Origin of the sequence: Streptomyces chrestomyceticus JCM 4735, from assembly GCF_003865135.1 — a bacterium.
In the GTDB taxonomy this organism is placed as follows: domain Bacteria; phylum Actinomycetota; class Actinomycetes; order Streptomycetales; family Streptomycetaceae; genus Streptomyces; species Streptomyces chrestomyceticus.
In genome coordinates this window covers 6,823,372-6,835,711 of record NZ_BHZC01000001.1, presented here as the reverse complement: position 1 = coordinate 6,835,711, position 12,340 = coordinate 6,823,372, and the positions used below count along the sequence as shown (strand labels likewise).

The 12,340-nt window shown below is 72.9% G+C and carries 11 protein-coding genes and 1 CRISPR repeat array; of the genes, 8 read left to right on the top strand and 3 right to left on the bottom strand.

The window, feature by feature from the left end; translation table 11 throughout:
- Positions 1–247 precede the first annotated feature (247 nt).
- Positions 248–1,240 (top strand): helix-turn-helix transcriptional regulator, encoded by a 993-nt coding sequence (locus tag EJG53_RS29960; RefSeq protein ID WP_125047496.1) that lies wholly within the window; start codon positions 248–250, stop codon positions 1,238–1,240.
- 64 nt (positions 1,241–1,304) lie between these two features.
- Here EJG53_RS29960 and EJG53_RS29955 read toward each other — a convergent pair whose 3' ends face one another.
- Positions 1,305–2,261 carry an SDR family oxidoreductase gene (locus EJG53_RS29955; RefSeq protein ID WP_244955403.1) on the bottom strand — a complete coding sequence of 319 codons (957 nt, stop codon included), beginning with the start codon at positions 2,259–2,261 and terminating at the stop codon, positions 1,305–1,307.
- Positions 2,262–2,393: 132 nt separating this feature from the next.
- Between EJG53_RS29955 and EJG53_RS29950 the strand changes: the two genes are divergently transcribed.
- From EJG53_RS29950 to EJG53_RS29940, 3 genes are all read left to right on the top strand, one after another.
- Positions 2,394–2,912 (top strand): DUF4240 domain-containing protein, encoded by a 519-nt coding sequence (locus EJG53_RS29950; RefSeq protein WP_125049689.1) that lies wholly within the window; start codon positions 2,394–2,396, stop codon positions 2,910–2,912.
- Between the two features lie 73 nt (positions 2,913–2,985).
- A CRISPR array of direct repeats spans positions 2,986–3,321; the repeat unit is 29 nt; unit sequence GTGGTCCCCGCGTGGGCGGGGGTGTTCCC.
- Between the two features lie 376 nt (positions 3,322–3,697).
- Positions 3,698–4,300 (top strand): TetR/AcrR family transcriptional regulator, encoded by a 603-nt coding sequence (locus EJG53_RS29945; protein WP_125047495.1) that lies wholly within the window; start codon positions 3,698–3,700, stop codon positions 4,298–4,300.
- Complete coding sequence (locus EJG53_RS29940; protein ID WP_125047494.1) at positions 4,297–5,136, top strand: alpha/beta fold hydrolase; 840 nt, start codon at positions 4,297–4,299, stop codon at positions 5,134–5,136. The genes EJG53_RS29945 and EJG53_RS29940 overlap by 4 nt, the downstream gene beginning before the upstream one ends.
- A gap of 16 nt (positions 5,137–5,152) precedes the next feature.
- Here EJG53_RS29940 and EJG53_RS29935 read toward each other — a convergent pair whose 3' ends face one another.
- Positions 5,153–5,644 carry a GNAT family N-acetyltransferase gene (locus EJG53_RS29935; protein ID WP_125047493.1) on the bottom strand — a complete coding sequence of 164 codons (492 nt, stop codon included), beginning with the start codon at positions 5,642–5,644 and terminating at the stop codon, positions 5,153–5,155.
- 41 nt (positions 5,645–5,685) lie between these two features.
- Between EJG53_RS29935 and EJG53_RS29930 the strand changes: the two genes are divergently transcribed.
- Positions 5,686–6,621: a TIGR01777 family oxidoreductase gene (locus EJG53_RS29930; RefSeq protein WP_125047492.1), complete on the top strand. Its 936-nt coding sequence runs from the start codon at positions 5,686–5,688 to the stop codon at positions 6,619–6,621.
- Positions 6,622–7,131: 510 nt separating this feature from the next.
- Entirely contained in the window at positions 7,132–8,358 is a 1,227-nt protein-coding gene (locus EJG53_RS29925) for an FAD-dependent oxidoreductase (protein WP_125047491.1), read from the top strand.
- 122 nt (positions 8,359–8,480) lie between these two features.
- Here EJG53_RS29925 and EJG53_RS29920 read toward each other — a convergent pair whose 3' ends face one another.
- On the bottom strand, positions 8,481–10,046 hold the full coding sequence (locus tag EJG53_RS29920; RefSeq protein WP_125047490.1) for a regulator: 1,566 nt from the start codon (positions 10,044–10,046) through the stop codon (positions 8,481–8,483).
- Between the two features lie 359 nt (positions 10,047–10,405).
- Between EJG53_RS29920 and lipB the strand changes: the two genes are divergently transcribed.
- Together lipB and lipA are read left to right on the top strand one after the other, a co-directional pair.
- Positions 10,406–11,221, top strand: a complete 816-nt coding sequence (gene lipB / locus EJG53_RS29915; protein ID WP_125047489.1) for a lipoyl(octanoyl) transferase LipB — start codon at positions 10,406–10,408, stop codon at positions 11,219–11,221.
- 159 nt (positions 11,222–11,380) lie between these two features.
- On the top strand, positions 11,381–12,331 hold the full coding sequence (gene lipA, locus EJG53_RS29910) for a lipoyl synthase (RefSeq protein ID WP_031004193.1): 951 nt from the start codon (positions 11,381–11,383) through the stop codon (positions 12,329–12,331).
- The last annotated feature ends 9 nt before the right edge of the window (positions 12,332–12,340 follow it).

Genomic DNA, 12,340 nt, shown 5'->3' with positions numbered 1-12,340 from the left:
ACCGGGCCCGCGCCTGCCGCGCCGGGCCCGCACCCCGCGCCGGACCCCGGTCCGGCGCCCCCGCTCCCGTGCGGAGACCACCTCAACCGCGCCCGGGGTCTCCGCACGGGATCTTCTTCGCGCACGGGGCCTTTGTCGCGCACGGGATCTTCGTCGCGCACGGGATCTTCGTCGTGCACGGGGCCTTTGTCGCGCACGGGACACCGGCCGTGCGCCGGGCCGCTCCTCCGCGCGGCATGATGCAGACATGCGCGCTGCCCGGCTGATCAGAATGGTGCTGCTGCTCCAGTCCCGCCCGTCGATGACCGGCGCCGAACTGGCGCGGGAGCTGGAGGTGTCGGAGCGCACGGTCGCCCGCGACGTGCTCTCCCTCTCCGAGGCCGGGGTGCCCGTCTACGCGGACCGCGGCCGGGCCGGCGGCTACCGCCTCATCGGCGGCTACCGCACCCGGCTGACCGGCCTCGGCCGCAGCGAGGCCGAGGCGCTGTTCCTGTCCGGTGTGCCCGCCGCACTGCGCGACATGGGCCTCGCCGACGCCGCCTCCGCCGCCCGGCTCAAGGTCTCCGCCGCGCTGCTGCCCGAACTCCGGGACGCCGCCGACGGCGCCGCCCAGCGTTTCCACCTCGACGCCCCCGCCTGGTACCGCGAACCGGCCACCCCCGAGCTGCTGCCCGCCGTCGCGGACGCGGTCTGGGACGACCGGCGCATCGCCACCCGCTACCGCCGCAAGGACACCGAGGTGGAGCGCGAGCTGGAGCCGTACGGCCTGGTGCTCAAGGCGGGCGTCTGGTACCTGGCGGCACGGGCCGGTACGGAGGCCGGTACGGAGCCCGGTGCGGACATGCGCGTGTACCGCGTCGACCGCTTCACCTCCGTCACGCCCCTCGACGACCGCTTCACCCGCGGCCCGGACTTCGACCTGCCCGCCTTCTGGGCGGAACGCGCCGCCCAGTTCGCACGCTCGATCCTGCGGGACGAGGTGGTCGTACGGCTGACCCCCGACGGCGCCCGGCACCTGCGGCACGTGACCGACCGCGCCGGCGCCGAGGAGGCCCTGGCCGCGGCGGGCGAGCCCGACGAGCAGGGCCGGATCACGGTCACCCTGCCCGTCGAATCCCTGGACGTCGCCTACAGCCAGTTGCTGGGCCTCGGCCCGGAGGCGGAGGTACTCGCTCCGCCGGAGCTGCGGGAACGGTTCGCCGCGGCGGCTGGCCGTATGCGGGGGCTGTACGGGCGATAGGGGCTTTACGGCCACTCGTAGGCCGCGGCTGCCCGTACCCCCGTACCCGTCCTGCCCGTCCCCCCTACCGATACCCGCTCGTGTCCGCCGGCTTCCCCTCCTGCTCGACCTCGGTGATGTAGCGCCAGGCGTCCGGCGCCGACCCGTCCACGTCCGTGAAGCCGTACACCTTCGCCAGCCCACCGCTGGACAGCGTCTGCCCGTTGAACCGGGCCACGTCCGGGTCGGCGGCCAGCGCCGCCAGCGCCCGCCCCACGAACACCGGCGTCTCGGAGATCGCGAAGTGCGGGTTCTGCTCGCAGCCCGCCCGCCAGTTCTCCTCGGTGACCTTGAAGTGGGTGTCCAGCATGGCTTCCGACCGCAGCCAGCCCGGCGTCAGGCACACCGCCGTGCACCCGTACTCCGGCAGTTCCGTGGCGAGGCCCTTCGTCATCCGGATCGGGCCGCTCTTGGCCAGGTCGTAGTAGAAGGGCTCCCGGTAGCGCCGGTTGAACTCCTCCGTACCGTCCGTCACCTCCACCAGCAGCCCGCCGGGCCGACGGATCAGCAGCGGCAGCGCGTACCTGCTGGTGACGATGTGGCTCTCCACCCCGAGCCGCAGCACCCGCAGCCCCTTCTCCAGGTCGTGCTCCCACATCTTCTTTCCCCACTCGACATTCACGTCCCCGCCCCACAGGTCGTTGACGAGGAGGTCCAGCCGCCCCTGCTCGCGGTCGATGCGCTCGGTCAGCGCCCGTACCGCCGCCGGGTCCAGATGGTCCGTCGGTACGGCGATGCCCGTCCCGCCCGCCGCCGTCACCAGCTCCGCGGTCTCCTCGATCGTCTCCGTCGCCCGGCCGACCTCGCTGACGTGTTCCCTGGTCGTACGGCCGGTGACATAGACCGTGGCGCCGCCCCGGCCCAGCTCCACCGCCATCGCCCGGCCCGCGCCGCGCGTCGCGCCGGCGACCAGCGCGATCTTCCCGGTGAGCGGCCCCTGCGGGCTGCCTGCCTCGGCCATGGTGAGTTCTCCTTCTGTCATGCCACGACCCTCCCGCCGAAACCCGACACCTTGTGTCCGCTTTTCCGCGCGAGCGGCCGCGGATAACGACACCGTCGCATCTGGGGTACTCCGCGTGCGGCGCCGTGCCCCAGGAACGATGCTGGACCCGTGATGGACGAGACGGAGTTCTGGCAGCTGATCGACAGCTCCCGCGAGGCCGCCGAAGGCGACCCGGAGGAGCAGGCGGACGCCCTCGTCGAACGACTGGTCGCCCTCGACCCCGACTCGGTCGTGGACTTCGCCCGGCACTTCGAGTCCCGGGACCGCCGCGCCTACACCTGGGACCTGTGGGCCGCGGCCGGCATCCTGCTCGGCGGCGCGAGCGACGACGCCTTCGACAACTTCCGGAGCTGGCTGATCGGCCAGGGCCGGGAGGTCTTCGAAGGCGCCCTGCACGACCCCGACCACCTCGCCGACCTGCTGGACGCGTTCGACGACGAGGTGGACGGCGACGCGGAGGAACTCGGCTACGCGGCGGACGAGGCGTACGAACAACTCACCGGCGCCGAAATGCCCGACCTCGGCCTACCACCCCAGCCCCGCGAACCTCTCGGCACCTACTTGGACCTTGACGACGATCGAGTCCTGGCGGAACGGTTTCCTGCGTTGTGGGATCGGTATGGGACCTGATGCCCACCGGTCGGCAACGATGAGAGTGAGTAAAAACCGCCGCGTCGGCTGACAGAATCGCTGGTCGCGGGCTGTGGTCCCCGCGTGGGCGGGGGTGTTCCCCGTGAGACCGGACCGCACTGCGCTGACCTGCGAGTGGTCCCCGCGTGGGCGGGGGTGTTCCCTGGCTCCGGATTCTGGAAGTCGTCGCGGGTGCGTGGTCCCCGCGTGGGCGGGGGTGTTCCCCTTATGCTGCGCCCGGCTTACCCGGGGAGACCCGTGGTCCCCGCGTGGGCGGGGGTGTTCCCGTCTCGTGCGGGTCGACCCTGTCGAGCACGTAGTGGTCCCCGCGTGGGCGGGGGTGTTCCCTTCAGCGGCCGGGCTGTTGCGATCTTTGAGTTGTGGTCCCCGCGTGGGCGGGGGTGTTCCCCTCGGCGTCGTCGTGAATGCCATCACCCCCAGGTGGTCCCCGCGTGAGCGGTGTTCCCTTCCGGTCGAGTTCGGCATGGGCGATGTGCCCGTGGTCCCCGCGCGGGCGGGGCTGTTCCCTCCGATCTGTACGCGCGGCTGTCCGCCGCATCGTGGCCCCCGCATACGCGGGGCCGTTCTCTCGCCGCGCCACAACACAAGCCGCGAGCGCCGCGTGCCGCCTTCACGGCGGGGCGCGGCGCTCTTTCCGTGGGGCCCGAGCCGGCCCACGGCGGCCTGCTGCCTAAATCTCTTGTCGCACCTAGAGCCCGTAGGCTATACCTAGGAGCCTTAGTTATAGCCTAAAGTGACTAGGCAATGACACGGAGGACAGCCACATGGCACGAGCCGGACTAACAGCGGACCGAGTGACGCTCGCGGCGGCCGAGCTGGCGGACGAGGCCGGGCTCGACCAAGTCACCATGTCGCAGGTGGCACGGCGGCTCGGTGTGAAGGACGCGAGTCTGTATACGCACGTCCGCAGCCTGGAAGACCTGCGCGGACGGATCGCACTGCTCGCGGCGGACGAGAAGACCATCCGTATCGCGGAGGCGACCGCCGGGCTCGCGGGCCAGGACGCGCTGGTCGCGTTCGCCGACGCCTGGCGGGAGTACGCGGCCGCGCACCCGGGCCGCTACATGGCGACGCAGCTTCCGCTGAAAATCGACCCGGAACTGGCCGCGAACGCCCCCGGCCCGCGGCGCGCGGTCGAGCTGACCTACGGCATATTGCGCGGCTACGGCCTGACCGAACCCGACCTGACCGACGCGGTCCGCCTGCTGCGCAGTACGTTCCACGGCTTCGTCGCGCTGGAAGCCGCCGGCGGCTTCGCGCACGAACGGTCGCCGCAGGACTCCTGGGTCCGTGCCCTCGACGCCCTCCACACCGCCCTGACGCACTGGCCCGCGCCCCGCGAAGCCGGAGAAGGAGACCCGACATGAACGGCCCGACCACCGGCAGCCTGCGCGTGAACGGCGCGAACCTGCACTACGAAGTACGCGGCCAGGGTCCGCTGCTGCTGCTCATACCCGGCGGAGCGGGCGGCGCGGCCTCTCTCGACGGCATCGCCGACGGCCTGGCCGCCACGTACACCGTCGCGGCCTACGACCCGCGCGGCATGTCCCGGAGCGTGCTGGACGACCCAGAAGCCGAACAGCACGTGGCCGAGCACGCCGACGACGCGTTCCGCATGCTGGAGCTGCTGTCGCCCGACGAACCCGCCCGGATACTCGGCATCAGCTCGGGCGCGATCACCGCCCTGCACCTGCTCACCACCCGCCCCGAACGCCTCACCCGCGTCGTGGCGCACGAGCCGCCGGTGGTGGAGGTCCTGCCGGACGCCGCCGAACACCGCGCGCTCGTCGCCCGCGTACAGGAGACGTTCCGTACCCAGGGGCTCATGCCGGCGATGGCCGAGTTCGCCGTGGGCCTCAAGGCGGACGGCGGCGACACCGCGCCGCCTCAACCGGAGATGCGGCTTCCGCCGCAGGCCGCGGCACGGGCCGAGCAGACCATGGCCAACCTGCCGTACTTCGTCGGCCGGATCGTGGCCCCCTTCATGTCCTACGCCCCGGACACCGCACGCCTGGCGGCCCTGACCGACCGGCTCGTCCTGGCCGGTGGCGAGGACTCCCGCGGCGAGCTGTCCTACCGGCCGGCCGCCCACCTTGCCGAACGCTTCGGCACGGAACTCCTGCACTTCCCCGGCGGACACACCGGTACGACCACACACCCCGCCGAGTTCGCCGACGCCCTCTTGAAGGCGCTCACCCCGTAAAGGCCGTCTCGGCCGCTCAGCTCAGCTTCTTGCCCATCAGCACGTCATCGACGTACGTGCCCTCCAGCAGGAACTCCTCGGGCAGGATGCCCTCGACCACGAAGCCCGCCGACTCGTAGAGCCTGCGTGCAGGAACGTTGTGCCCGAGGACGCGCAGGGTGATCCGGCGGGCGCCCTCGTCCGCCGCCTGCGCGCACGCCGCGTCCAGCAGCGTACGGGCGATGCCCCGGCCGCGCGCCCAGGTGTCCACGGCCAGGCCCTGAATCTGCCGGACGTGCGCGTTGCAGGGCAGCGCCGTCGGCGGCACCAGCCGCAGATAGCCCGCCACCTGCCCCGCGATCTCCGCCACGAGCAGGTCCTCGGGACGGTGCCGGTCGTCGAAGAACCGGCCGTACGGTGACTGCGGCCGGGGCGTCACGGCGTGCAGCGTCGACCACGTACGGCGGTCGATGACCGCGAGCGGCTCTTCGTCGGCGAAGACGGCAGTACGGACGAGCGATTCGGACATGCGTGCCACTGTGCCATGCATACGCGTCCGGGCACGGCAGTATGGCTGTCATGCGGATCGCGATCACCGGCTCGACCGGTCTCATCGGAACGGCACTCCTGCGCTCCCTGCGCGCGACGAGCGCCACCCGCCCGCCGGAAGCCGGGACACGGCAGCCCGAGATCGTCCGGCTCGTCCGGCGCCCGCCGCGCGGCGCCGACGAGGTGCGCTGGGACCCCGAACGCCAGACGGTGGACGCCGCCGGGCTCGCGGGCTGCGACGCCGTCGTGCACCTCGCGGGTGCCGGGGTGGGCGACCACCGCTGGACCGACGCGTACAAGCGCACGATCCGGAACAGCCGCGTCCTCGGCACGGCGGCGCTCGCCGAGGCCATCGCCTCCCTGGACACCCCGCCGCGCGTCTTCGTCTGCGGCAGCGCCATCGGCTACTACGGGGACACCGGCGACCGGCGGACGGACGAGTCGGCGCCGCCCGGCGACGACTTCCTGGCCCGCGTCTGTGTCGACTGGGAGGAGGCCGCCGCCCCGGCCGTCGAAGCCGGCATCCGGACGGTCTTCCCCCGCACCGGGCTGGTCGTGGGCCGCCAGGGCGGCGCCTGGGGACGGCTGTTCCCGCTGTTCAAGCTGGGCCTGGGCGGACGGCTCGGCAGCGGCCGGCAGTACTGGAGCTTCATCTCCCTGCACGACCACATCGCCGCCCTCCGGCACCTCATCGACACCGAGGAACTGAGCGGCCCGGTCAACTTCACCGCACCCGAGCCGGTCACCAACCGCGAGGTCACGGCGGCGATGGGCCGCGTACTGCACCGCCCCACGCCTTTCCCCGTCCCGGCCCCCGCCCTGCGGATCGCCCTGGGCGAGTTCGCCGACAACGTCCTGGCCAGCCAACGCATCATCCCCCAACGCCTCCTGGACACCGGCTTCACGTTCACCCACCCCACGGTGGACGGTGCGATCCGCTCGGCACTCACTCCCTGATTCTCCGCCCCGAGCGGCACCCACGTCTTTTCTCTTTCTCCCCCACCGGGGCGCGGCCCGCCACGAGACCGAGGGGCCGGGGCTCCGGGGTGGGTTCCAGGACGTAAAGCGAAGCAGTCCAGGAACCCACCCCGGAGCCCCGGCCCCGCCCGCCACCACCCACACCACCGGCGGGCCCCGCCCCACACCCCGTCCCGCCGAAGGCGACACCACGACACACCCGCAGCCGAAGTCCCCGCCCCGCCGGAGGCGCCCCGCCCCGCCCTGGGTGCCGACCCACCACCCCGACGCCGACGGCGCTGCACCCGGCAACGACCAGCACCCTCCCACCCCCTCGCGGCACTCCGTGCCGCATCGTGCCGCATCGTGCCCCCGTGCGCGGTCTACGCGCGATCGCGCCCCCGCCGCCGCGTTTCTTATGGTTCCAACCTCACGAACTCGGCATCCCGCGCGCCGGTTCGGGGCAAGAGCCCCTCAGCGCCGGCACCGGGACCGACCTCGGGAGGGCACGTGCTGCGCACCGCATCGACCGTGGACGTCGTCATCGTCGGGGCCGGCCTCGCCGGTCTCGCCGCCGCCCACCATCTGACCAGCGCGGGAGCCACGGTCACCGTGCTGGAGGCCGCCCCGCACACCGGCGGCCGGACCACTACCGACCATCTGGACGGCTTCCGGCTGGACCGCACCGGCCAACTACTCGTCACCTCGTACCCCGAACTGCGCACCACCCCCGGCCTCAACGGCTTGGTCCTGCGTCACTTCGCCCCCGGGCTCTGCCTCCACAACGGCCAGCGGACGCACCGCGTCGGTGCTCCCCGGAGCACGAGGGGCGCACTTTCCGCCGCGCGCGCCCTTTCGCGCTCCGAGCGGCGCGCCGACCGGCCGGTCGCCGAGGCACTGGCCGCCCGTCCGCCCTTCCCGCCGTACATCCCCGACGGGTTCCTGCGCCCCCTCCTGTCCGCCCTCCTCTGCGATCCCGGGCTCTCCGGCTCCAGCCGCAGCGCCGCCCGGGCCCTGCGGGCCTTCGCCCGCGGACGGCTGTGCCTGCCCGCCGGCGGCGCCTCGGCGCTGCCCGAACTCCTCGCCGCCTCCCTTCCCCCCGGCACCGTGCGCACCTCCGTACGCGCCGTCTCCGTCTCGACCACCAGCGTCACCACCGCGGGCCACGGGCGCTTCCCCTGCCGCTCGGTGCTCGTGGCCACCGGAGCGCGCGACGCGGAAGAGCTGCTCCCGGGGCTGCGCATCCCCGATTTCCACCCGGTCACCATCGTGCACCACACCACTGACAGTCCCCCGGTCCGCGAACCGGTGTTCTTCCTGCCCGCCGACGGCCCGGTCGCGCACACCTACGTCGCCAGCGAGACCGACCCGTCCCGCGCCCCCGCGGGCCGCGCCCTGATCACCACGACCGTGCTGGGCGCCCCGGCGACGCTGCCCGCCCGCGCGCTGGACAAGACCGTCCGTCCCCAGCTCGACCGGATCTACGGCACCTCCACCGACGCCTGGGAGCTGCTGGCCGCCCACCACGACCCGGAGGCGGTGCCGGCCATGCCCGTACCGCACGACCCGGACCGGTCCGTCCGCCTGCTGGCCGGGCTGTACGTGTGCGGCGACCACCGGGACACCGGCACCGTCCAGGGCGCCCTGCGCTCCGGCCGCCGGGCCGCCCGCGCCGCCCTCGACGACCTCCGCCTGCCCCCGTTCCGCGAGCCCTGCGAACTGTCCGCAGCGGCCTGACCCTGCCCACAAACCTGATCCACCGGCCGGCCGGGCCACACACACCCACAGGGCCCGGCCGGACCCACCGCCCCCGGAGGGGCAGGCCGCGATCCGCGCCCCGCCCCCACGGTTCCCGCCCGTCACCCCTTCATGGCCGCCACCCGGTCCCGGTACCCCCGTACCGCCGCCGCGTCCCGGTACGGCTCCAGTCGGCGCTCGAACTCGCGGACGTACTCGTGCGCCCGTACGGACCGCATCTCGGACGCCTGGAGCGCCGCCTCCGCGCCCAGCGCGCACGCCTGCTCCAGCTCGCCCAGACCGAGCCGCGCCGTCGCCAGCACCACCCGGCAGAACAGCCGGCTGCGGGCGAACCCGGCGCCACGGAGTTGGAGCGAGCGCTCCGCGTGCTGTGCGGCGGCCCGGTACTGCTGGAGGTCGCGGTGGCAGTGCGCCAGCTCGTCGGCGAGCTGCGCCTCGTCGAAGAACCGCGCCCAGTAGGGCGTGTCGTCCCCGGGGCGCGCCGTCTCCAGCGCCCGTTCCGCCCGCGCGAGCGAGGCCGTGCACGCCCGTACCTCGGTCAGTACGCCGTGTCCGCGCGCCTCCGCCGAGTGCAGCAGGGCCTGGACGACGGGCGGCGCGTTGCTGCCGACGCCCTGCTGGGCGACCCGGGCCAGTTGGACGGCCTCCCGCCCGTGCCCCAGGTAGACGGCCTGCCGACTCATGGTCACCAGGACGTACGCGCCGTACGCGCGGTCCCCGGCCGCCTGCGCCAGCCGCAGCGCCTGGACGAAGTACCGCTGCGCCAGGCCGTGCGCGGCGATGTCGTACGACGTCCAGCCGGCCAGCCGCGTCAGGTCGGCGGCGGCCGCGAACAGCCGCCGCCCGGCCGCCTCGCCGTACGTGCCGCGGAGCATCGGTTCGACCTCGTGCTCCAGGTAGCGCACCAGCGCTTGGCGCGCGTGCCCGCCGCCGTACGCGTGATCCAGCGCCCGGAACAGTTCGCCGACCGACCGGAGCGCCTTGATGTCACCGGCGGACACCCGGTAGGCGTGCGCCCGGTCGGAGCGTTCCGTGCGCTCAGGGCGCTCGGGGCGCTCCGTACGCCCGGCGCGTTCGGCGGCTCCCGCGCGCTCCGCCCGTTCGGGATGGCCGGCGCGGTCCTGGCCGGGCCGGTCCATCTGCCGCTGCCGGGGCACCGACACCTGCATCCGGCCCGGCGCGGTCAGCCGGCCCGCGGGCTCGGCCGCGTCACCGTGCGCGACCCGCTCGTCGGCCCGTCCGATCAGCCAGTCGCGGCTGGGCACCACCAGCCCGGCCGGGGTGAAGGCGATCTTGCGCAGCTCCGCATGGCTGCCGGAGTCCTTGCGCCACAGACCGCTGACGATGTCCACCGCCTCGCTCGGCGTGGACGCGAACTCCAGCCCGGCGTACACCGGCGCGCAGGCGTCCAGGCCGAGATCCTGGGCCGACAGCCGGCGTCCCAGTCTGCGCGTGAAGACCTCGGCGATCAGTGCGGGCGTGGTGCCTCTGGGCTGCTGCCCGCGTAGCCAGCGCGTCACCGACGTCTTGTCGTACCGGAGGTCGAGCCCGTGCTCCAGGCCGAGCTGGTCGACCCGGCGGGCCAGCCCGGCGTTGGAGAATCCCGCCTCCGCGATGAGCGCGGCGAGCTGTCGGTTGGGCGTGCGCTGTGGGGGTCGTTCCGTCATCAGCTTTACCGGTCTCCTGCCTTCCGGGCCGAGCTGCCCGGGTTCGGCTGACCCTGTCCGGCGCTGCTCCCTGCCCTCGTGGAACGGCGTGAATGTAACGGCCTTCAGCGGCTTTCTCGCCGCCTTCGCCACGCGTTCATCCGATCGTGTGAGCAGGGCTCGCACTGTCCTCCACGCGTCTCCGGGCGGACCCGCCCCGGTTCCGCAACGGCGGCCCCGGGAGTGCCCCGGGGCTCACGAAGCACTCCCGTGCGCCCGCGCATCAGGCCCCCGCCCCGGGCGCGTGCGGGCGCCGTCCGCCCCCGCCGTACAGTTGGCGTGGGCGCGAAGGACGTATCAAAGTTCGAAGAGGAGCTGCCGTGACTGCGATCTCTCGGGGGGACACCCCCGTACCCGAGGGGCTGCGATTTGAACAGCTGGGCTTCGGCGCCGACGCCGTCGACTACGAGACGGCCTGGCAGGAGCAGCGCAGGGTGCACGCCGCCCGGTTCGCCGACGAGATCCCGGACACCTGCCTGCTGCTGGAGCACCTGCCCGTCTACACGGCGGGCCGGCGCACGGACGACAGCGAGCGCCCCCTGGACGGCACTCCGGTCATCGACGTCGACCGCGGCGGAAAGATCACCTGGCACGGTCCGGGCCAGTTGGTCGGCTACCCGATCCAGAAGCTTCCGCGCCCGGTCGACGTCGTCGCCCACGTACGGCGTCTCGAAGAGGCCATCATCCGCACCTGCGCCGAGTTCGGCGTGGAGACCACCCGGGTCGAGGGCCGCAGCGGCGTGTGGGTGCTGGGCGACCCGGTCGCCGACCGCCCCCACCTGGGCGGTCTCTCCCTCGACTTCGATCCCCGTACGGCCGACGAGGAGTTCGACCCCCGGCTGAACGGCCCGGAGTACGCCCCGTCCAACGCCGGCCAGCGCCGCGAGGACCGGAAACTGGCCGCGATCGGCATCCGCGTCGCCAAGGGCGTCACGATGCACGGCTTCGCGATCAACGTGAACCCGGACAACACCTCGTTCGACAAGATCGTGCCCTGCGGCATCCGGGACGCCGGGGTGACCTCCCTCGCCAATGAACTCGGCCGGGAGATCACCATCGCCGACGTCCTGCCCGTCGTCGAGAAGCATCTGCGCGACGTGCTGGAGAACGCCGTGCTGCTCCCCCGGGCGGTCTGAGCCGGTCCACGGACCGGACCGGCCGGTCTCCCGGGAGCGGCGGAACCGACCGCACGGAATGCGCCCCTGCCATACGGGGTTGGCCTGCACGTAAAGACGTGCGAATTGACGGGCGTACCCTGGTGTACGCCGAAGAAACGAAGTCGTAGGGAGCCGGACGTGTCCGCTGTCGCACCCGACGGACGCAAGATGTTGCGCCTGGAGGTCCGGAACAGCCAGACCCCCATCGAGCGCAAGCCCGAGTGGATCAAGACCCGGGCGAAGATGGGCCCCGAGTACAACCACCTGCAGGGCCTGGTCAAGAAGGAGGGCCTGCACACGGTCTGCCAGGAGGCAGGCTGTCCCAACATCTACGAATGCTGGGAGGACCGCGAGGCGACCTTCCTCATCGGCGGTGACCAGTGCACCCGCCGTTGCGACTTCTGCCAGATCGACACGGGCAAGCCGCAGGAACTGGACCGCGACGAGCCGCGCCGGGTGGCCGAATCCGTCCTGACGATGGGGCTGAAGTACGCCACGATCACCGGCGTCGCGCGCGACGACCTGGACGACGGCGGCGCCTGGCTGTACGCGGAGACCGTCCGCCAGATCCACGCCGCGATGCCCGACACCGGCGTCGAACTGCTCATCCCCGACTTCAACGCGGTCCCCGAGCAGCTCGCCGAGGTCTTCTCCTCGCGCCCCGAGGTGCTCGCGCACAACGTCGAGACGGTGCCGCGGATCTTCAAGCGGATCCGCCCCGGCTTCCGTTACGAGCGGTCCCTCGAAGTCATCACCAAGGCCCGCGAGGCCGGCCTGGTCACCAAGTCCAACCTGATCCTGGGCATGGGCGAGGAGCGCGCGGAGATCAGCCAGGCGCTCCAGGACCTGCACGACGCGGGCTGCGAGCTGATCACGATCACCCAGTACCTGCGCCCGTCGGTGCGGCACCATCCCATCGAGCGCTGGGTCAAGCCCGCCGAGTTCGTGGAGCTGAAGGAAGAGGCCGAGGAGATCGGTTACGCCGGCGTCATGTCCGGCCCGCTGGTCCGCTCCTCCTACCGCGCCGGCCGGCTGTACCAGCAGGCGATCGAGCGCCGCCAGGTCCAGGAGTCGGCGCAGGCCGTCTGAAGCCTCACC